Genomic DNA, 18,481 nt, shown 5'->3' with positions numbered 1-18,481 from the left:
TCGGACCAGCAATATCTGTTCACCCAACCAACGAGGACACATCATGGCACACCACGCACTCGCATCGCAGGAAAGCTACAACCCCAACCACCTGCTCGACATTCTGCTGGGCAAGATGCAACTGAAAAACGACGCTGCCCTTTCGCGCCTGCTGGAAGTGGCGCCGCCGGTCATCAGCAAAATTCGCCACCACCGCCTGCCGGTCGGCGCTTCGCTGCTGATCCGCATGCACGAAGTAACCGGTATGAGCATCCGCGACCTGCGCGACCTGATGGGAGATCGCCGCACCAAGTACCGCCTGTCCGACGCCCAGGGCCGTCCCAAGCCTGAAGACCGCAGCAGCAACGACAAGGCTTCGGCCGGAAACGTAGCACATCACTAATGCGCCCCGCGCTCCACACCTGTCGCGCCGGTCTTGTGACCGGCACGGCAGGGAGCCGCGGCCTTTAGTCCGACCGCTTTAGCTCAGCAACACCATCGAAATCTCTTCGTACTGCAATTCCGTCTCACGGAATATCTGCAAATAAATTTCCTCGTCTAATCCCAGCGCCGTCCACGCCACGTTCGACACTTGCGGCACCAGGTCGTCCTGCACCTGCGCCAGGTCGAGCGCGTGCACGATTGCGTCCGCCACGTGGATGATGGTGGCCAAGAAGCCCGCGCCCGGCACTTCCGGGGCGTGGTGGTAGGCAATCGCCTGACGCATCGTGCCCGAGAAATTCCAGTGTTCGGCCAGCGCCACGCCGGCCTGCACGTGGTCCACGCCCAGTACTTGCCGCTCCGCTGCCAGCAAATAACAGTCGTGTTCTTCGCGGTAAGCAATCGTCGTCGAATACTGGTTCGGAAAGCACGACACCAGCACCAGCCTGCCGATATCGTGCAGCAGTCCGGCCGTAAACGCGTAATCCTGGTTGAAGCGCATGTGGCGCGCCAGCACCTTGGCGCAGGCGGCGGTGGCGATCGAATGGCGCCAGAACGCCTTGTCGTCGAAACCGGGGCAGTGGCCCTGGGCAAAATATCCGGTGACGGCGGCGGCCGTGATCAGGTTGCGGGTGGTCTGGAAGCCGAGGTACGTGATGGCTTGCTGGATGGTCGTCACCTTCACTTGCAGGCCATAAAGCGACGAATTGGCCAGGCGCAGCGTCTTGGCGGTCAGTGCCTGGTCATGCGACACTTTTTTGGCCAGCACGGAAATATCGACGTCTTCCTGGTCGATGCTGTTGAGTAGTTCCATGACCACCGCCGGCAGCGACGGCAGGTCATCGAGGTTGCGCACCACGTCGTCGTAGCTGACGGTATTACTCATGGCCGTGCTCCTGGTGGCCCACGCGGAAATCGTGCACGAAGCGTTGCAGCAGGCTGGTCGCCCAGTCGTCGCCAGCGTCCGCATCGGTCTTGCGGAACAGGTGGGCGATGCGCGCCTCGTGGTGCTGGCGGGTCGCCGCGGTTTCCTCGGGCGACGCTTCGCCGGCTTCCACCGGCAGCATTTCGATGCCGTGGCGCGGCATCAGCGCCAGCATGGCCTCGGTCAGCACCGCGCCTTGCGGCAGCAGGACCTGGCCCTGCACGTCGAGCAGCACGTCCGACAGGACCATGCCCGGTCGTACATCGGCCAGCGCCAGTTGATGATAATTACTCGTCATTGCCGTCTCCCGAAGATCCCTGTTTTGATCGATATTACCATTGAGAACGTCCTGAGTCTGCAACGCCGGCCCGTGTTGCGCTTATCACGCACGGGGGCGGCGGCCAAGCCTTGCTTGCCAAGATGCATTGCTTACCTTACATTGGCTTGTTGCCGTTAAATCCAGCAAGTCCAGTGTAAGGAGGTAAGTTCGATGTTTGGCATTCAAGGCCGCCTGACGCTGCTGTTCGTGGTGATCGTCACCCTGGTGCTTGGCATTTCCGGCACGTACGCCCAGCACAGCCTGTCCCAGGAACTCGAGGCTGGCAGCCAGCGGCTGCGCCAGGGCGTGCTGGCGCGCCTGCAGACGAGCTTGCCTTCGGCGCTGTGGGACCTGGACAAGGCCAAGGTCGATAACATCGTGGCTGCCGAGATGATGCCGCCCGAACTGGTCTCGATCCGCGTGTACGACACCTCGGTCGGGCTGTTCTCCGGCCGGCTGCGGCGCGAGGACGGCACCCTGGTGCCGATCGAAACCGATGCCGCCGTGGGTGGTACGCCGGTGGTGGCGGACCTGGCTTACCGCGATTCCGGCGGCGCCGGTGCCGCGCTCAAGCCGGTGATCGTGGGCCGGGTGGTGGTCAATTTCAGCCGTGCCCAGATCGAGGCCACGCTGGCCGCCGAGGTACGGCGCAAGGTGATCGAAGTCCTGCTGCTGGACCTGATCCTGGTGGCGGCGCTGGCCTTGTCGCTGCGCATCGTATTCCACCCGCTCAAGCGCCTGCGCGACGGTCTGGTCGACCTGGCCACCCGCGACAGCGACGAGGTCGAGGAGTTGCCCGACAACCGCCGCGACGAATTGGGCGAAGTGATCCGTGGCTTCAATGCCATCCAGCGCAAGGTCAAATCGAATATCCAGCGCATCCGCGAGGCCGAGGACGAGGCGCGCCAGGCCGCCCTGGCCACCACCCGCGCGCTCGACGAACTGCAGCGCGCGCAGGAATCGTTGCTCCAGGCCGAGCGGCTGGCGTCGCTTGGCGGCCTGGTGGCCGGCGTGGCCCATGAGATCAATACCCCGGTGGGCATCGCGCTCACCAGCGCCTCGGTGCTGATGGAGGCCACCGAAAAGGTCCACGCGGCGGTGGCCGAAGGCACGGTCAAGAAATCGGACATCACCCGCTACCTGGAAACGGCCGCCGAAAGCACGCGCCTGATCATGAACAACGCCTACCGCGCCGCCCACCTGATCCACAGCTTCAAGCAGATCGCGGTGGACCAGGTGAGCGAGGCGCGGCGCCGCTTCGAGTTGCGCGACTATATCAACGAGGTGGTGTCGAGCCTGCAACCAAAGCTCAAGAAGACCAGGATCACGGTCAGCATTGCCTGTCCCCCGGACCTGATGCTCGACAGCTATCCCGGTGCGCTGGCCCAGGTACTCACCAACCTGACCCTCAATTGCGTGGAACACGCGTTCGAGCCGGAGCAGGAGGGACGCATCACGATCGGCGTAGCGCGTCAGGGCGACTGGATCGAGATGCAGGTGAGCGACAACGGCAAGGGCATCGCCCCGGACATGATCGACAAGGTGTTCGACCCGTTCGTCACCACCCGGCGCGGCCAGGGCGGTACCGGCCTGGGCCTGAACATCGTGTTCAACCTGATGGCCAAGCAGTTCGGCGGCACCATCACGGTGGCCAGCGTGCTGGGGCAGGGCGCCAGCTTCACGCTGCGCATGCCGTGCGTGACACCGGTGGCGCCGGCGGCGCCGGAATAAAAAAATCCCGCACCAGGCGGGATGTCGGTGAAGCAGGCTACGCTCAGCGGTCGAAACGTTCCGACGACCGGCGGCGCGAGGTCACGCCCAGGACCAGCAACCCCATCATGAACATCAGCGAGGTTTGCAGTTCCGGCACCGGCAGCGGTGCTTCCTCGACCTTGGCAACCGGTGGCCGGTCCTGCGCTGCCGGTTGGCCTTCTTGCTGTGCAAGCTTGTCGCACGGGGCATCTGCCGTACATTCGTGGAAGGCCGATGTTGCGAGTGCGTCAGGCGTGGCGGTGGCTGCGGTGGCAGCGCCACACAGGCCCAACGCGAAGATGGTGGTGCTCAACAACGATAAAATTTTCACATGACACTCCTGAAACTGTGCTGGGCGCCCCGGCTTAACAACAATTTAATGCGTTATCCGTATAATTTTTGCGCCAGATCGGATTGACAACTGACCGAACTGGTATTTAACCACAATTCATAACATATTGCTATTTTAGTTTATTCAATAGAAATTTATTATTGCACTGCACCAACAGTGTCAAACGCCGTGCACGGTGCGCCATAAATTAGATCCATCAAATCAACCAATTAGCATGCAAGGGGCGATATCCCATGATGTACAGACTCCGATTTATGTGTGGCGCCAGCGCACTGGCCACCCTCGCACTGTTGAGCGCCTGCGCGGGCGGAGCCCGGCCCACCGCCACCGCTGCCGCCCCCACCGCGGATACGGTGCCGGCGCCGCAAGGTCCAAATCCCCAGGTACTGCTGCTGGGCGAGGTGCATGACAACCGGCAAGGCCACCGGTTGCGCTACGAGTTGCTGCGCCAGCGCGTGGAAGCGGGCTGGCGCCCGGCCATCGTGATGGAGCAGTTCGACCGCGAAAACCAGGATGTGCTCGACCAGGCGCAAAAGGGGTGCCTCGACGCCCAGTGCGTGATCCAGCTCGTCCACGGCCCGCGCTGGGACTGGCAGTTGTACTATCCGGTGATCCAGCTGGCGCTCACGTACCACTTGCCGCTGGTGGCGGGCAACCTCTCGCGCGCGGACGCGTCGCGCGTGGTGCGCGACGGCATCCAAGCCACGTTCGACCCGCAAAGCATCAGGGACTACCACCTGGACCGGCCTGTCCCGGCCGACCTGCGCACCGCCCAGCAGCATGAAATCGAAGCCGGCCACTGCGGCATGTTGCCGGCCATGATGGTCGATGGCATGGTCAACGCCCAGTTGGCGCGCGATCTGTGGATGGCCAAGATCATCCGCGACCAGCGCCCGCGCGACGTAGTGCTCATCGCCGGTAACGGCCACGTGCGCAAGGATATCGGCGTCGCGCGCTGGCTTAACCTGATCGAGCCTATACTGACGGTGCGCGCCGAAGGCTACGTGGAGCCGGGCGATCATGCCGGCCGCTATGATCAAACCTATGCGCTGAGCACGCAGGAACGTCCCGACCCCTGCGCCAAATTCAGGAAAAAATGAAAACACACTACCAAGCCGAGGCGCCGCAGCGCGCCGACATCGATGCCCTGCCGGGCGCAGTCCTGCTCGAGTTCGGCGCCAACTGGTGCGGCCACTGCCAGGCCGCCCAGGCGCCGCTGGCACAGGCGTTTGCCGGGCACGAGCAGTTGACTCACTACAAGGTCGAAGACGGTCCCGGCCGCGCGCTGGGCCGCTCGTTCCGCGTCAAGCTGTGGCCGACCCTGATTTTCCTCAAGGATGGCGTGGAAGTGGCGCGCGTGGTGCGCCCGCTGGAAGCGGCCGCGATCGCTGACGGTTTGCAACAGATCGATCCCAAGGGGTGATCTTTCTCTAAGCAGTACTACCTGCTGCCGCTGTCTTTGCTTGGCATCCTGCCAATGGCGTGTGTATGATGGGCCGCACCGTTTATTTGCAGGAGCCCCACGCATGAGTCCGTCCAAACCGGCCCAGACCAACAAGCCGGCCACCGTGCTGTTCGCCAGCCTGATCGGCACCACCATCGAATTCTTCGATTTCTATATCTACGCCACCGCTGCCGTGCTGGTGTTCCCCAAGCTGTTCTTCCCCGCCGCCGACCCCGCCGCCGCCACCTTGCAGTCGCTGGCGACGTTTGCCATCGCCTTCTTTGCGCGGCCGATCGGCTCGGCCGTGTTCGGCCACTTCGGCGACCGCGTGGGCCGCAAGGCCACGCTGGTGGCGGCGTTGCTGACCATGGGACTCTCGACGGTGGTGATCGGCCTGCTGCCCACGTATGCCACCATCGGCACCTGGGCTCCGGCCCTGCTGGCGCTGTGCCGCTTCGGCCAGGGCCTGGGCCTGGGCGGCGAGTGGGGCGGCGCGGTGCTGCTGGCCACCGAGAATGCGCCGCCGGGCAAGCGCGCCTGGTACGGCATGTTTCCGCAACTGGGCGCGCCGATCGGCTTCTTCCTGTCGGGCGGCATTTTCCTGCTGCTCACCGAGGTGCAGACCGATGCCGAATTCTTTGCCTACGGCTGGCGCATCCCGTTCCTGGCCAGCGCGCTCCTGGTCATCGTGGGCCTGTACGTGCGCCTGAAAATCCACGAGACGCCGGACTTCCAGAAAGTGCTGGAAAAGAACGAGCGCGTCAAAGTGCCGGTGGTGACGGTGTTCCGCGACCATGGCGCCATGCTGGTACTCGGCACCCTGATCGCGCTGGCGACCTTCGTGCTGTTCTACCTGATGACGGTGTTCGCGCTGAGCTGGGGCACGACCGCCTTGCACTTCTCGCGCAAGGATTTCCTGATCCAGCAATTGTTCGCGGTGCTGTTCTTCGGCCTGACGATTCCGGTCGCGGCGGTATGGGCCGACCGCCATGGCCGCGCCCGCACCTTGATCTGGATTTCGGCGGCGATCGCCATCTTCGGGCTGGCGCTGGCGCCCCTGTTCGGCTCCGGCAGCACCGCGCAGGTGACGGTGTTCCTGTCGCTGGGGCTGGGGTTGATGGGGCTCACTTACGGTCCGCTGGGCACTATCCTCTCCGAGCTGTTCCCGGCCGAGGTGCGTTACACCGGCGCTTCGCTCACCTTCAACCTGGCAGGCATACTCGGCGCCTCGCTGGCGCCGTATATCGCTACCTGGCTGGCCACCAACTATGGCTTGCAATACGTGGGCTACTACCTGAGCGGGGCGGCGGTGATCAGCCTGATCGCCTTGTTGCTGGCCCGCCCGAGGATGGCGGCAGCGGCATAAAAAACCGCTTCGCGCAACGATTTGATCATTTGGTGGCTGCCTTTGAGCAGCCACTTCTTTTTTCTTGCTTCACAACTTTGATGGTTGTACGATGACATATGACAGTGCAAGCTGATCAAGTGGCCAGGGCAAGGCGCAGCGACGACGACAGTGCGCATAGCACGGCTAGGAGCTGCAACGAAGCAATGGCCGCTTGAGCAGCTTGCACGAATGATCCCGTGGAGACCGGGGGTCATCAACATAAACATAATACAAAGTGATGCCATGAATCTGAGCGAGCCCGTCAACCCGCAGTCAGTCGGCCAGGCCGTCGGTAAATACCGGTGGACCATCTGTGCCTTGTTGTTTTTTGCCACCACCATCAATTATCTCGACCGCCAGGTACTGAGCCTGCTGGCGCCGGACCTGTCCAAGGAATTCGGCTGGACCAATACCGATTACGCCAATATCGCCGCTGCGTTCCAGTTCGTGTACGCGGTCTCGATGCTGCTGGCCGGCCGCGTGGTCGACCGCATCGGCACCAAGAGCGCGTATGTCGTGGCGATCGTGATCTGGTCATTGGGCGCCATCCTGCACGCGTTTGCCGTACCGATGGGCGAGGGCATTGCCGTGGTGGCCGGCGCCTTCGGACTGGTGGTGGTGCCGTCGATTATCGGTTTCATGGTGTCGCGCGCGGTGCTGGCGGTCGGCGAGGCCGGTAACTTCCCGGCCGCGATCAAGGCCACCGCCGAATATTTCCCCAAGAAAGAGCGGTCGTTCGCCACCGGCATCTTCAACTCCGGCGCCAACGTGGGAGCGATCCTGGCGCCGATCAGCGTGCCGCTGATCGCTGCCGTGTGGGGCTGGCAGTGGGCGTTCATCATCATCGGCGCGGTCGGCTTCTTCTGGATGGCGCTGTGGCTGTGGTTGTACGACAAGCCGGAACAGCAAAAGCGCATGAGCGCCGCCGAACTGGCCTATATCCGCAGCGACCAGGTGGTCAAAACCGAAACCACCGAGGAAGCGTCGGCCGCTGCTGCCCGTAAAACCTCGTGGTTCCAGTTGCTGAAATACCCGCAGACCTGGGCTTTTGCCTTCGGCAAGTTCATGACCGACGGCGTGTGGTGGTTCTTCCTGTTCTGGCTGCCAACCTATCTGTCGGCCCAGTACGGCATGAAGGGCGACGCCATCATCGTGCCGCTGGCCGTGCTCTACAGCATGACCATGATCGGTTCGATCGGCGGCGGCTGGTTCCCGAGCTATTTCATGGCCCGTGGTTATGCGCCGTATGACGGCCGCATGCGGGCGATGTTCGTGATTGCGCTGTTCCCGCTGCTGGTGCTGCTGGCGCAACCGCTCGGTTCGATCAGCTTCTGGGTGCCGGTGATACTGATCGGTATCGGCGCCTCGGCCCACCAGGCCTGGTCGGCCAATATCTTCACCACCGTGTCGGACATGTTCCCGCAAAAAGCGGTGGCGTCGGTGGTCGGTATCGGCGGCATGGCCGGCGGTATCGGCGGCGTGCTGCTGACCAAGCTGGGCGGCTGGGTGTTCGATCACTACAAGGCGGTCAACGATATCTACACCGGTTACATGATCATGTTCGCGATTTGCGCCGTGGCTTACCTGGCGGCGTGGACCGTCATGAAAATCCTGGTGCCGCGCCACAAGGAAATTACCGATCTGTAAGGCTTGAAGCACCTTGGGCGCGTGCTAAGATCGTTGCCACGATCGATCACGCGCCCACTTCCTGCCTGCAATGAAAAAAAACGTAGCAACCATCCGTGACGTGGCCGCCGCCGCCGGTGTCTCGACCGCCACCGTGTCGAAGTTTGTCAACGGCGCGCAACGGTTCTCACCGGCAGTCGAAGCCACCATCAAGGAAGTGATCGCCAGGCTGGGCTACCGCTCCAACCCGCTGGCGCAATCGATGATCACGGGCCGCACGCGCAGCATCGGCCTGTCCATCCTTGACATCAACAATCCCCATTTCACCAGCATCGTCAAGGGCGCCAACCGCGTGGCCCTGGCCCATAACTACACCTTGCTGCTGGTCGATACCGAAGAAAACGCCGACCGCGAACGGCCGCTGGTCGAGGCGCTGAGCCGCCGCGTCGATGGGCTGATCCTGTTCTCGCGCATGGTCGAGTCGGAGATGGACTGGCTGATGGACCTCGGCAAGCCGCTGGTGTATTTCGGCCGGCCCACGCGGCTGCCGTTGCAGTGGGTGAGCAGCGACGACACGCGCGGCGCCGCCATGCTGGCGCGGCACCTGCTGTCTCTGGGGCACCGCCGGTTCGCCTACCTGCGCTTTGCCCGCGCCCGGCGCGACCACGACCGGCTCGACGCCATCCGCGCCTGCCTGGCCGAACATGACCTGGACCTGGATGTGTACGAGGGCGGCACGCCCACCTCGGCCGAGGGCGAACGCGTGTGCTCGGCCATCCTGCTGGGCGGCAATCCGCCCGATGCGCTGATCTGCTACAACGACTTGATGGCGCTGGGCTTCATGAAGGCGGCGCAAACCCTGGGCTTTTCGCTGCCGGACGACCTGTCGGTGGCGGCGTTCGACAATATCTCGTACGGCCAGTACACGTCGCCGGCACTGACCACGGTCGATATGCAAAGCGAGCGGATGGGGGCGACAGCAATGGAAAAACTGATCGCCGCCATCGATGGCAAGCCGGAGCCGGAGACCGGCATGATCGAACCGCAGTTAATCCTGCGCGCCTCTACTTCGCGCCGAAATACGAGCGTCTGACGTAGCCTTCATGGCGGCGTTGCAGCTCCTCGCCGTGCTGGCTGGTAATAGCGCTTGAGAGCGTCGCTATGACGGAAATGCCGCGAAGTTAAGCCTTTTCCGACCGCCAACTGATGAGCCGTCATTCCCGCGTCGGCGGGAATCCATAGGGAGCGTGATCATGAGCTCAGCATGGATTCCCGCTTTCGCGGGAATGACGGCTCTTAACTTAGCGGCATTACGCTATGACGGTGTTCTCAGGTGCTAGACGCCTCCCGCGTAGCCGTTCTGTCGCCATGCTTCAAAGACGACGACTGCGACGGTATTTGAGAGGTTAAGGCTGCGGTTGTCTGGCCGCATTGGCAGGCGGATCCGCTGTTCGGCCGGAAAATTGTCGCGCAGGGCGGGCGGCAGGCCGGCCGTTTCCGAGCCGAATACGAATACATCGCCCGGCCGGAAGCTGGCGTCCGCGAACGGCGACGAGCCGCGCGTGGTCATGGCGAACATGCGCGACGGGTCCGGTTGCAGGTCGGCGCAAAACGACTGCCAGTCGGCGTGCACCTTCATTTTCGCGTACTCGTGGTAGTCGAGGCCGGCGCGCTTGAGCTTGGAATCTTCGAGCGGAAAGCCGAGCGGCTCGATCAGGTGCAACTGGGCGCCGGTATTGGCGCACAGGCGGATGACGTTGCCCGTATTGGGGGGGATTTCGGGGTGGACCAGTACGACGTGAAACACTTTGTTCTCCTTCAAAAATTCAATGGGGCGGGGTGCGCGCGAACACCAGGTTGCTCACGCGCGCGGCGCCGTGGCGCTTGAGGGTGGCCGCCATTTCGTCGAGCGTGCTGCCGCTGGTCATCACATCGTCCACCACGCCGATATGGCGGCCGCGTACCAGTGCCAGCGCCGGGGCGGGCACGGCAAACGCGCCGGCGATATTGGCGCGCCGGTCTTCGGGCGCCACGCTGCTTTGCGCGGCTGTCTCGCGAGTGCGCGCCACCAGCCTGGCTTGCAGCGCCACGCCCAGGCATCGCGCCAGCGGCCGGGCGATTTCCAGCGCCTGGTTGTAGCCGCGCTGCGCCAGCCGGCGCGGCCCCAGCGGCACCGGGCACAGCAGGTCGGGCAGGGCGCCGGGACTTTCCGCCGCTGCCGCCGCCGTCACGACCGCCAGCCGCCGCGCCATCAGCGCCGCGAGGGCCAGCCGGTGGCCGAATTTCAGTTGCAGCACCAGCTGATCGACCGGCAGCGCATAGTCGCAAGCGACCACGGTGCGGTCGAATGCGGGCCGCGCGGCGATACAGTGGCCGCACAGCGTGGCGCCAGCTGCGACCGGATTGGCGCAGCAAGGGCAGCGCGGCACGGCGGCAGCGGTACCGAAAAACTGGTGCACGCAAGTCGCGCACAAGGTGTCGTCGCTGCCGGCGCCGCACAGCGCGCACGAGGTGGGCAACAGCAGGTGGAATACGCGCCGGATCAGCTTGCCATTCATGCCATGTTTCCCAAAAAACGCGGCCCATGGCGGCCAGCCGGGCGCCAACCATGTACACTGCCGACATTATCGCATCAACCTGCGGCCGTCTGGCGTCATCCGGCACGGCCCATTGCAGGTGGAACCCAACTGTCAACCATATATGCACGTGCCTGCCAACCCGCCCAAGCTCAGCGCCCCGATTGATCTCGATCATGTGCGCGCCCTGTTTTCCCGTCTCGACCGCACCCGTCCCGCCGATTTTTTGCGCCGGGAAATTGCCTCGCGGATGGTGGACCGGCTGGAATTGGTTAAAATCGCGCCCTTGCGCGTGCTCGATGCCGGCTGCGGCGATGGCGCCGACCTTGCTGTGTTGCAAAAAATGTACGCCGCCGCCCAGATTCTCGGCATCGATGCGGCCGAGGCGCCGCTGCGCGCCGTGCGCAGCCAGGGCGCCAAGCAGTCGTCGCTGAACCAGCTGCTGTCGAAGCTGCTGCCGTCGAAGGCCGGCATCGACTTGCTGTGCGGCGATTTCGCCGATTTGCCGCTGGCGCCGAACTCGATCGACCTGGTGTGGTCCAACCTGGCGCTGCACTGGCATCCGCAGCCCGACCGCGTGTTTGCCGAATGGCGCCGGGTGCTGCGGGTCAACAGCCTGCTGATGTTTTCGTGCTTCGGGCCCGATACCCTGCGCGAGCTGCGCACGGCGTTTGCCGAGGCCGACCTGGCGCCGCACGTGCTGCCGTTTGTCGATATGCACGACTTCGGCGACCAGCTGGTGGAGGTGGGGTTTTCCACGCCGGTGCTCGACATGGAAGTGATCACGGTCACGTACGACACCGCGCAAGCGCTGCTGGCCGACGTGCGCGCGCTGGGCGGCAACCCGCTCGGTACGCGCAGCCGGGGGCTGATGGGCAAGCAGGCCTGGCAGCGCATGCTGGCGGCGCTGGAACGCCAGCGCCGGCCCGACGGCAAGCTGGCGCTGACGTTCGAGGTGATTTACGGCCACGCGTTCCGGCCGGCGCCGCGCACCACGTCCAAGGGCGAGGCGATTATCCGCTTCGACCTGCCGCGCAAAAAATAAGGTCGCAGGGTTGCCATAACGCGATCGCGCCCCGGACGCAAGCAAAATGCGTCCCGGGGACAACAGAGTTGCAAAATCGTTTATTTGTTGATGTGCGTGGTTTTTGTTCTATATAATCAATAACCAACTTTGCCGGTGAATCATGGGCAAAGCCGTTATCCGGGCACCAATTGAAACGAAGCGAGCAGTTGATTTAAGCAGCATCAGGCTTTTGTATAGTTCTCTCGCAGCACGCTGTGACGTAGGGGATGGAGACAAAGGCTTCAGCGTCCCGGCAGTGTGCAAACGGGGCCTGAAGTTGTTTAAGGAGCGACGCGGGTTTGGTTTACCGGAATCCAGGTCGTTACAAAATAATTACACTTGGGTTTGTTGGGGAAAACATGACACTTGCGAAGCGACTTACATCGTTCATGCTCGGCTTTACGATGACGGCAGCCAGTATTGCAGCGAGGGCAGCAGAAACAGCCGGAAGTGCTGGTACCTATGGCCCGGCCACCGGCGGCACCGGCGGGCCAATTGAAAAACAACTGAACCTGCAGCCGCCCGCCACCCGCATCGCCACCGAGGTCTACGACCTGCACACGTGGATGATGGTCGTGTGCCTGGTGATCTTCGTCGCCGTGTTCGGCGTGATGTTCTACTCGATCTTCAAGCACCGCAAATCGCTGGGCCACAAACCGGCCACCTTCCACGAATCGACCGCCGTCGAAATCGCCTGGACCGTGGTGCCGTTCCTGATCGTGATCGGCATGGCGCTGCCCGCCACCCGCACCGTGGTCGGCATGAAAGACACCAGCAACGCCGACATCACCATCAAGGTCACCGGCATGCAATGGAAGTGGGGCTACGACTACCTGAGCGGCGAGGGCACCGGCATTTCCTTCCTGTCCAACCTGGCCACGCCGCGTGCGCAAGTGGGTGCGCCCGGCTTTGCTCCCACCGAAAAGCGCGGCGACACGTACCTGATGGACGTCGATAACGAGATGGTGGTGCCGGTCCATAAAAAGATCCGCATCGTCACTACCGCCGCCGACGTCATCCACTCGTGGTCGATCCCCGCGTTTGCCGTCAAGCAGGATGCGATTCCCGGCTTCGTGCGCGACACCTGGTTCAAGGCTGAACACACCGGCACCTATCGCGGCTATTGCTCCGAGCTGTGCGGCAAGGAACACGCGTTCATGCCGATCGTCGTGCGCGTGGTGTCCGACGCCGACTACACGGCCTGGGTCGATGGCAAGAAAAAGGAAATGGCGGCGCTGGCCGACGATCCGAACAAGACCTTCACCATCGACGAGCTGAAAACGCGCGGCGAAAAAGTCTATACCGCCAACTGCGCGGTCTGCCACCAGGCCAACGGCAAGGGCGTACCTAGTGCCTTCGCGCCACTGGACGGCTCGGCCGTGGTCAACGGCGACAAGGCCGCGCAAATCCACGTGCTGCTCAACGGCCAGAAGAGCGGTAAATATCCCGCCGAAATGCCGGCGTGGAAGCAGCTGTCCGACACCGAAATCGCGGCCGTGATCACGTACACCCGCAACAGCTGGTCGAACAAGCCAGAACAAAACATCGTCCAACCGGCCGAAATCGTGGCTGCACGTAAATAAATCCAGCAGAACAGCAGGAGACACAATGAGCACAAGCACCATCGATCACGGCCACGATCACTCGCACGATCACGCCCATGACCATCCGACCGGCCTGAAACGCTGGCTGTTCGCCACCAACCACAAGGATATCGGCACGCTGTACCTGTGGTTCTCGTTCGTGATGCTGCTGTCGGGCGGGGTGCTGGCGCTGATGATCCGCAGCGAGCTGTTCCAGCCTGGCCTGCAATTCTTCCAGCCCGAGTTCTTCAATCAATTGACCACCATGCACGGCCTGGTGATGGTGTTCGGCGCCATCATGCCGGCCTTCGTGGGCTTTGCCAACTGGATGATCCCGCTGCAGATCGGCGCGTCCGACATGGCGTTCGCGCGCATGAACAACTTCTCGTTCTGGCTGCTGCCGCCGGCCGCGCTGCTGCTGGCCACGTCGTTCCTGGTGCCGGGCGGGGCGACTGCTGCCGGCTGGACCCTGTACGCGCCGCTGTCCACCCAGATGGGACCGGGCATGGACATGGCGATTTTCGCCATGCACCTGATGGGCGCCTCGTCGATCATGGGCTCGATCAACATCATCGTCACCATCCTCAACATGCGCGCACCGGGCATGACGCTGATGAAAATGCCGATGTTCTGCTGGACCTGGCTGATCACCGCCTACCTCTTGATCCTGGTGATGCCGGTACTGGCCGGGGCGATTACCATGACCCTGACCGACCGCCACTTCGGCACCACCTTCTTCAACGCGGCCGCCGGTGGCGACCCCGTGATGTACCAGCATATTTTCTGGTTCTTCGGCCACCCCGAGGTGTACATCATGATCTTGCCGGCGTTCGGCATCGTCTCGCAGATCCTGCCGGCGTTTGCACGCAAGCAGCTGTTCGGCTACGCGTCGATGGTCTATGCCACCGCGTCGATCGCGATCCTGTCGTTCGTCGTGTGGGCCCACCACATGTTTACCACCGGCATGCCGGTGACGTCGCAACTGTTCTTCATGTACGCCACCATGCTGATCGCGGTACCCACCGGCGTTAAAGTGTTCAACTGGATCGCCACCATGTGGAAGGGTTCGATGACATTCGAGACGCCGATGCTGTTTACGGTCGGCTTCATCTTCGTGTTCACCATCGGCGGCTTTACCGGCCTGATCCTGGCGGTCACGCCGATCGACATCCAGCTGCAGGATACGTATTACGTGGTGGCGCACTTCCACTACGTGCTGGTGGCCGGTTCGCTGTTCGCGCTGTTTGCCGGCTTCTACTACTGGTCGCCCAAGTGGACCGGCCACATGTACAACGAAACCATGGGCAAGGCGCACTTCTGGCTGTCGCTGATTTCGTTCAACGTGACGTTCTTCCCGATGCACTTCCTGGGCCTGGCCGGCATGCCGCGCCGCTATGTCGATTACTCGGCGCAGTTCACCGATTACAACATGATCGCCACCATCGGCGCTTTCGGTTTCGGCCTGTCGCAGGTGTTCTTCCTGTTCGGCGTGGTGATCCCGACCATCCGCGGCGGCAAGAAAGCGGAAGCCAAGCCGTGGGAAGGCGCCGAGGGCCTCGAGTGGACCGTGCCGTCGCCGGCGCCATTCCACACGTTTGAAACGCCACCGCAATTCAAATGAACAAAAAACCCAACAATGTGCGCATGGCGCTGTGGCTGGCAGCTCTGGCGGTGCTGTTTTTCCTGTCGGTGTTCGTCAAGCGTATCTGGCTGAGCTGACATGAAAAAAGACGGTACATCCGGACTGAATCGCACCTTGCTCGGCAAGCTGCTGGTCACGGCCGTGGTGATGTTCGGCTTTGCCTATGCCTTGAACCCGTTCTACCGCCAGATCTGCGAAGCGCTGGGCCTGAACGTGCTCACGCAAAAAGACGGCACGGTCGAATACGACCAGAACACGCAGGTGGACGCCACCCGCAGCATCACCATCGAGTTCGACGCCAACAGCCAGGGCCCTTACCGCTTCCGGCCCACGGTGGCATCAATGACGGTGCACCCGGGCGAACTGGCTACCGTGACGTACGAGGTGGTCAACACCCAGAACCGCGACGTGGCGGCGCAGGCGATACCGAGCTACGCGCCGCAGAACGCCATGCAGCATTTTAAAAAGGTCGAGTGCTTTTGCTTCAAGCAGCAGGCGTTGAAGCCGAACGAAGCGCGGCAGATGCCGGTGATGTTCTACATCGACCCCAAGCTGCCGCGCGACGTCAAGACCATCACCCTGTCGTACACGTTCTTCGAAGTGGGCGGCATGGACAAGACGGCGGCGAACTAGATGGACAAGAAGCCGGCGTCGTTCTGGTATTCGTTGAAAGCGGTGGTGTGGTCGTTCTTCGGCCTGCGCCGCAAAAGTGATTTCGACAACGATGACGCCCGGCTCAACCCGGTGCACATCGTGATCGCGGCGCTGATCGCCGTGGCCCTGTTCATCGGGCTGCTGATCCTGGCCGTGCAGTGGGCGGTAGCAAAATAGTCCTTACACTTACAAAGTTCGACAGGGGAGATCGAGATGAGCGCACACAATACCGCAGCACCGTATTACTTCGTGCCGGGGCCGTCGCGCTGGCCGCTGCTGGCCGGTATCGCGCTGCTGGTCACCATGGCCGGCGCCTCGGCGTGGGTCAACGATGTGGCGTGGGGCATGCCGGTCAACATGGTCGGCCTGGCCGGCATCATCGCGGTGCTGTACTTCTGGTTCGGCGACGCCATCAAGGAGTCCGAAGGCGGCTTGTACAGCCAGCGCATCGACTACTCGTTCCGCTGGTCGATGGCGTGGTTCATTGTTTCCGAGATCATGTTCTTCGGCGCCTTTTTCGGCGCGCTGTTCTACGCCCGCGTGATTTCCATGCCGTGGCTGGGCGACATCGACCATAAATTCATCTGGCCCGACTTTGCCGCACACTGGGGCGGCGCCAGCCCGGCCGGTACCGTCGACGAGTTCCGCACCATGGGACCGTTCCCGATTCCGACCATTAATACCGCCTTGCTGCTGACGTCGGGCGTGACGCTCACCATCGCCCACCACGCGCTGCGCGCCGGCCACCGCGCGCAGACGGCGATCTGGCTGTTTGCCACCGTGCTGCTGGGCGCCACCTTCATGGGCTTCCAGGTCTATGAATACATCCACGCATATAGCGAACTGAACCTCAAGCTGACGTCCGGCATCTACGGCTCGACCTTCTTCATGCTGACCGGCTTCCACGGCTTCCACGTGACGATGGGCGCGATCATGCTGTCGGTGGTGTTATACCGGGTGCTAAAAGGACATTTCACACCTGACAACCACTTCGCCTTCGAAGGTGCGGCGTGGTACTGGCACTTCGTGGACGTGGTGTGGCTGGGCCTGTATGTAGTGATCTACTGGCTGTGAACATACCCCAAACATCGGCGCTATAATGCTGTCGGCCGCACACGGGAATGTCCGGTGCGGCCGTTTTTTCTGGTGCTGTAAATAAGGATCAGCGCAAGCCGGTAGGCTGGATATAGCCAAGCTTGTAGGCGACAAGGATCATCACGAACAGGGTGATCGACAAGCCCACCCGCACCGCCAGCGAGCGGACCGTGTTGTTGCTCTTGCCCTTGTCGCGCATGAGGAAAAACAGCGCGCAACCGAGGCTGCCGATGATCAGGACGAACGCGATGGCGACGACAATTTTCATGACAGGGCAGCGAGATGAGTGAGGCTTCATTGTAATGCCGATTGCCTTCCGATTTAAATTGATTCCCTTGATCGCCACGGTCCTGGTGGTGGCGCTGGGCTTCGCCCTGGGCAACTGGCAGGAACGCCGCGCCGACGAGAAAATCGCCACCCAGGCGCGCCTCGACCATGGCGCTGCCGCCGCACCCCTGGCGCTGACCGGGGCGCCGCTGGCCGCAGCCGCTGTGGAATACCGCCGCGTCAGCGCCACCGGCCATTTCGTCCAGGACTGGCCGCTGTACCTCGACAACCGCCCGTACCAGGGCCGCGCCGGCGTGTACCTGCTGATGCCCTTCAAGATCGACGGGTCCAATATGCATGTGCTGGTGCAGCGCGGCTGGTTGCCGCGCGACCCGCTGGCGCGCGACAAGCTGCCCGCGTTCGATACGCCAACGGGCACCGTCACCGTGGACGGCGTGGCGCGCCTGCACTCGGGCCACGTGATGGAACTGGGCGCGGGGCCCGCGTTGGCGCCCGGCGTTATCGTGCAAAACGCCGACCCGCTGCAAGTGGCCAAAGCGAGCGGACTGACCATGCAGCCATTCGTGCTGCAGCAAAGTACGCCGGCGCGCCCGTATGGCGACGACCTGCGCATGGGCCGCGAATGGCCGGCTTCGGGCATGAATCCCGAAAAACACCAGGGCTATGCCTTCCAGTGGTATGCGCTGGCGGCGATGGCGGTCATCTTTTTTGTCGTGAACGGATTCAGACGTGGAAAATCAGGCAAACACTAAACAAACGGCGCGCGGACGCTGGAAGCTGCTGGCGGTGATCGCCGTGTGCGCCGCGCCGCTGCTGGCGTCGTACTTCATGTATTACGTTGTCAAGCCCAAGGGCGGCGAGACCAACTACGGCACCCTGCTCGATGCACGCCAGTATCCGATCCCATCGATGGCCAGCAAACAGCTCGACGGCAGCCCGGCCACGCTGGCCGATTATCGCGGCAAGTGGGTGATGCTCAAGGTGGGGCCGTCGGACTGCCAGCAGGACTGCCAGGACCAGCTGTTTGCCATGCGCCAGCTGCGCACCATGCAGGGCAAGGCCATGGATCGGGTGGAAAGAGTATGGCTGATCACCGACGAGCAGCCGCTCGAGACCATGATCATGCGCGTCAACGACGGCACCCACATGTTGCGCGCGCCGGCTGCGGTGGTTGCCAAATGGCTGCCGGTGGAGCAGGGCGAGCGCGCCGCCGACTACGTGTACCTGATCGACCCGCTGGGCAACCTGATGATGCGCTTCCCGAAAGGCGCCGTCTCCAGCGACACCGCCAAGGCGAGCAAGGTCCACAAGGACATTGCCAAACTGCTTAAAGCTTCTGCCATAGGATAATG

At 62.8% G+C, this 18,481-nt stretch carries 22 protein-coding genes; 16 read left to right on the top strand and 6 right to left on the bottom strand.

Annotated features, from left to right (window positions below; all coding sequences use genetic code 11):
• Window positions 1-43: 43 nt before the first annotated feature.
• Window positions 44-382, top strand: coding sequence for a hypothetical protein (locus tag SR858_RS22155; RefSeq protein WP_019921364.1), 339 nt, complete (start codon window positions 44-46; stop codon window positions 380-382).
• 78 nt (window positions 383-460) lie between these two features.
• Here SR858_RS22155 and SR858_RS22150 read toward each other — a convergent pair whose 3' ends face one another.
• Window positions 461-1,306 carry an HDOD domain-containing protein gene (locus tag SR858_RS22150; RefSeq protein WP_019921365.1) on the bottom strand — a complete coding sequence of 282 codons (846 nt, stop codon included), beginning with the start codon at window positions 1,304-1,306 and terminating at the stop codon, window positions 461-463.
• A complete protein-coding gene (locus SR858_RS22145; protein ID WP_019921366.1) occupies window positions 1,299-1,643 on the bottom strand; it encodes a hypothetical protein in 345 nt (114 codons plus the stop codon). The genes SR858_RS22150 and SR858_RS22145 overlap by 8 nt, the downstream gene beginning before the upstream one ends.
• Before the next feature lie 192 nt (window positions 1,644-1,835).
• On the opposite strand from SR858_RS22145, the gene SR858_RS22140 reads away from it, so the two are divergent.
• The gene (locus SR858_RS22140; protein ID WP_019921367.1) at window positions 1,836-3,395 is read left to right on the top strand and encodes a sensor histidine kinase; all 1,560 of its coding nucleotides are present in this window, start codon (window positions 1,836-1,838) and stop codon (window positions 3,393-3,395) included.
• Window positions 3,396-3,438: 43 nt separating this feature from the next.
• On the opposite strand, the gene SR858_RS22135 is transcribed toward SR858_RS22140, so the two are convergent.
• Window positions 3,439-3,747 (bottom strand): hypothetical protein, encoded by a 309-nt coding sequence (locus SR858_RS22135; RefSeq protein ID WP_019921368.1) that lies wholly within the window; start codon window positions 3,745-3,747, stop codon window positions 3,439-3,441.
• 254 nt (window positions 3,748-4,001) lie between these two features.
• Between SR858_RS22135 and SR858_RS22130 the strand changes: the two genes are divergently transcribed.
• From SR858_RS22130 to SR858_RS22110, 5 genes are all read left to right on the top strand, one after another.
• Window positions 4,002-4,868: a ChaN family lipoprotein gene (locus tag SR858_RS22130; RefSeq protein ID WP_026637203.1), complete on the top strand. Its 867-nt coding sequence runs from the start codon at window positions 4,002-4,004 to the stop codon at window positions 4,866-4,868.
• A complete protein-coding gene (locus SR858_RS22125) occupies window positions 4,865-5,191 on the top strand; it encodes a thioredoxin family protein (RefSeq protein ID WP_019921370.1) in 327 nt (108 codons plus the stop codon). Before SR858_RS22130 ends, SR858_RS22125 begins: the two co-directional genes overlap by 4 nt.
• 103 nt (window positions 5,192-5,294) lie before the next feature.
• A complete protein-coding gene (locus SR858_RS22120) occupies window positions 5,295-6,578 on the top strand; it encodes an MFS transporter (RefSeq protein WP_019921371.1) in 1,284 nt (427 codons plus the stop codon).
• Between the two features lie 264 nt (window positions 6,579-6,842).
• Window positions 6,843-8,246: an MFS transporter gene (locus SR858_RS22115; RefSeq protein ID WP_019921372.1), complete on the top strand. Its 1,404-nt coding sequence runs from the start codon at window positions 6,843-6,845 to the stop codon at window positions 8,244-8,246.
• A 70-nt stretch (window positions 8,247-8,316) separates the two neighbouring features.
• Window positions 8,317-9,318, top strand: coding sequence for a LacI family DNA-binding transcriptional regulator (locus SR858_RS22110; protein ID WP_019921373.1), 1,002 nt, complete (start codon window positions 8,317-8,319; stop codon window positions 9,316-9,318).
• Window positions 9,319-9,561: 243 nt separating this feature from the next.
• On the opposite strand, the gene trmL is transcribed toward SR858_RS22110, so the two are convergent.
• The gene (trmL, locus tag SR858_RS22105) at window positions 9,562-10,032 is read right to left on the bottom strand and encodes a tRNA (uridine(34)/cytosine(34)/5-carboxymethylaminomethyluridine(34)-2'-O)-methyltransferase TrmL (RefSeq protein WP_026637204.1); all 471 of its coding nucleotides are present in this window, start codon (window positions 10,030-10,032) and stop codon (window positions 9,562-9,564) included.
• Window positions 10,033-10,051: 19 nt separating this feature from the next.
• Window positions 10,052-10,783, bottom strand: a complete 732-nt coding sequence (locus tag SR858_RS22100) for a ComF family protein (RefSeq protein ID WP_019921375.1) — start codon at window positions 10,781-10,783, stop codon at window positions 10,052-10,054.
• Window positions 10,784-10,925: 142 nt separating this feature from the next.
• On the opposite strand from SR858_RS22100, the gene SR858_RS22095 reads away from it, so the two are divergent.
• From SR858_RS22095 to SR858_RS22065, 7 genes are all read left to right on the top strand, one after another.
• Window positions 10,926-11,846 carry a methyltransferase domain-containing protein gene (locus SR858_RS22095; RefSeq protein ID WP_019921376.1) on the top strand — a complete coding sequence of 307 codons (921 nt, stop codon included), beginning with the start codon at window positions 10,926-10,928 and terminating at the stop codon, window positions 11,844-11,846.
• A gap of 410 nt (window positions 11,847-12,256) precedes the next feature.
• Window positions 12,257-13,450 (top strand): cytochrome c oxidase subunit II, encoded by a 1,194-nt coding sequence (gene coxB, locus SR858_RS22090; RefSeq protein WP_019921377.1) that lies wholly within the window; start codon window positions 12,257-12,259, stop codon window positions 13,448-13,450.
• Between the two features lie 25 nt (window positions 13,451-13,475).
• Window positions 13,476-15,071, top strand: coding sequence for a cytochrome c oxidase subunit I (gene ctaD / locus SR858_RS22085; protein WP_019921378.1), 1,596 nt, complete (start codon window positions 13,476-13,478; stop codon window positions 15,069-15,071).
• A complete protein-coding gene (locus SR858_RS22080) occupies window positions 15,068-15,169 on the top strand; it encodes a cytochrome oxidase small assembly protein (protein ID WP_019921379.1) in 102 nt (33 codons plus the stop codon). Before ctaD ends, SR858_RS22080 begins: the two co-directional genes overlap by 4 nt.
• 1 nt (window position 15,170) lies before the next feature.
• Window positions 15,171-15,725: a cytochrome c oxidase assembly protein gene (locus tag SR858_RS22075; RefSeq protein ID WP_019921380.1), complete on the top strand. Its 555-nt coding sequence runs from the start codon at window positions 15,171-15,173 to the stop codon at window positions 15,723-15,725.
• Window positions 15,726-15,923, top strand: a complete 198-nt coding sequence (locus SR858_RS22070) for a DUF2970 domain-containing protein (protein ID WP_019921381.1) — start codon at window positions 15,726-15,728, stop codon at window positions 15,921-15,923.
• A 36-nt stretch (window positions 15,924-15,959) separates the two neighbouring features.
• The gene (locus tag SR858_RS22065) at window positions 15,960-16,820 is read left to right on the top strand and encodes a cytochrome c oxidase subunit 3 (protein WP_019921382.1); all 861 of its coding nucleotides are present in this window, start codon (window positions 15,960-15,962) and stop codon (window positions 16,818-16,820) included.
• 88 nt (window positions 16,821-16,908) lie between these two features.
• Here SR858_RS22065 and SR858_RS22060 read toward each other — a convergent pair whose 3' ends face one another.
• Window positions 16,909-17,109: a twin transmembrane helix small protein gene (locus tag SR858_RS22060; protein WP_019921383.1), complete on the bottom strand. Its 201-nt coding sequence runs from the start codon at window positions 17,107-17,109 to the stop codon at window positions 16,909-16,911.
• 34 nt (window positions 17,110-17,143) lie between these two features.
• Between SR858_RS22060 and SR858_RS22055 the strand changes: the two genes are divergently transcribed.
• Window positions 17,144-17,881: an SURF1 family protein gene (locus SR858_RS22055; protein ID WP_019921384.1), complete on the top strand. Its 738-nt coding sequence runs from the start codon at window positions 17,144-17,146 to the stop codon at window positions 17,879-17,881.
• Window positions 17,859-18,479, top strand: coding sequence for an SCO family protein (locus tag SR858_RS22050; RefSeq protein WP_019921385.1), 621 nt, complete (start codon window positions 17,859-17,861; stop codon window positions 18,477-18,479). Before SR858_RS22055 ends, SR858_RS22050 begins: the two co-directional genes overlap by 23 nt.
• The last annotated feature ends 2 nt before the right edge of the window (window positions 18,480-18,481 follow it).

It is taken from the genome of Duganella zoogloeoides (assembly GCF_034479515.1).
In the GTDB taxonomy this organism is placed as follows: Bacteria; Pseudomonadota; Gammaproteobacteria; order Burkholderiales; family Burkholderiaceae_D; genus Rugamonas; species Rugamonas zoogloeoides.
This window is presented reverse-complemented; position numbering and strand designations above follow the sequence as displayed.

What these genes read in the sequence shown, in the direction of transcription:
- ctaD (WP_019921378.1), top strand. Translation starts at nt 13,476, where the DNA reads ATGAGCACAAGCACCATCGATCACGGCCACGATCACTCGCACGATCAC.
- SR858_RS22075 (WP_019921380.1), top strand. Translation starts at nt 15,171, where the DNA reads ATGAAAAAAGACGGTACATCCGGACTGAATCGCACCTTGCTCGGCAAG.
- SR858_RS22110 (WP_019921373.1), top strand. Translation starts at nt 8,317, where the DNA reads ATGAAAAAAAACGTAGCAACCATCCGTGACGTGGCCGCCGCCGCCGGT.
- SR858_RS22100 (WP_019921375.1), bottom strand. Translation starts at nt 10,783, where the DNA reads ATGAATGGCAAGCTGATCCGGCGCGTATTCCACCTGCTGTTGCCCACC.
- SR858_RS22140 (WP_019921367.1), top strand. Translation starts at nt 1,836, where the DNA reads ATGTTTGGCATTCAAGGCCGCCTGACGCTGCTGTTCGTGGTGATCGTC.
- SR858_RS22065 (WP_019921382.1), top strand. Translation starts at nt 15,960, where the DNA reads ATGAGCGCACACAATACCGCAGCACCGTATTACTTCGTGCCGGGGCCG.
- SR858_RS22055 (WP_019921384.1), top strand. Translation starts at nt 17,144, where the DNA reads ATGCCGATTGCCTTCCGATTTAAATTGATTCCCTTGATCGCCACGGTC.
- SR858_RS22120 (WP_019921371.1), top strand. Translation starts at nt 5,295, where the DNA reads ATGAGTCCGTCCAAACCGGCCCAGACCAACAAGCCGGCCACCGTGCTG.
- SR858_RS22150 (WP_019921365.1), bottom strand. Translation starts at nt 1,306, where the DNA reads ATGAGTAATACCGTCAGCTACGACGACGTGGTGCGCAACCTCGATGAC.
- SR858_RS22070 (WP_019921381.1), top strand. Translation starts at nt 15,726, where the DNA reads ATGGACAAGAAGCCGGCGTCGTTCTGGTATTCGTTGAAAGCGGTGGTG.
- coxB (WP_019921377.1), top strand. Translation starts at nt 12,257, where the DNA reads ATGCTCGGCTTTACGATGACGGCAGCCAGTATTGCAGCGAGGGCAGCA.
- SR858_RS22060 (WP_019921383.1), bottom strand. Translation starts at nt 17,109, where the DNA reads ATGAAAATTGTCGTCGCCATCGCGTTCGTCCTGATCATCGGCAGCCTC.
- SR858_RS22145 (WP_019921366.1), bottom strand. Translation starts at nt 1,643, where the DNA reads ATGACGAGTAATTATCATCAACTGGCGCTGGCCGATGTACGACCGGGC.
- SR858_RS22115 (WP_019921372.1), top strand. Translation starts at nt 6,843, where the DNA reads ATGAATCTGAGCGAGCCCGTCAACCCGCAGTCAGTCGGCCAGGCCGTC.
- SR858_RS22125 (WP_019921370.1), top strand. Translation starts at nt 4,865, where the DNA reads ATGAAAACACACTACCAAGCCGAGGCGCCGCAGCGCGCCGACATCGAT.
- SR858_RS22080 (WP_019921379.1), top strand. Translation starts at nt 15,068, where the DNA reads ATGAACAAAAAACCCAACAATGTGCGCATGGCGCTGTGGCTGGCAGCT.
- SR858_RS22095 (WP_019921376.1), top strand. Translation starts at nt 10,926, where the DNA reads ATGCACGTGCCTGCCAACCCGCCCAAGCTCAGCGCCCCGATTGATCTC.
- SR858_RS22130 (WP_026637203.1), top strand. Translation starts at nt 4,002, where the DNA reads ATGATGTACAGACTCCGATTTATGTGTGGCGCCAGCGCACTGGCCACC.
- SR858_RS22155 (WP_019921364.1), top strand. Translation starts at nt 44, where the DNA reads ATGGCACACCACGCACTCGCATCGCAGGAAAGCTACAACCCCAACCAC.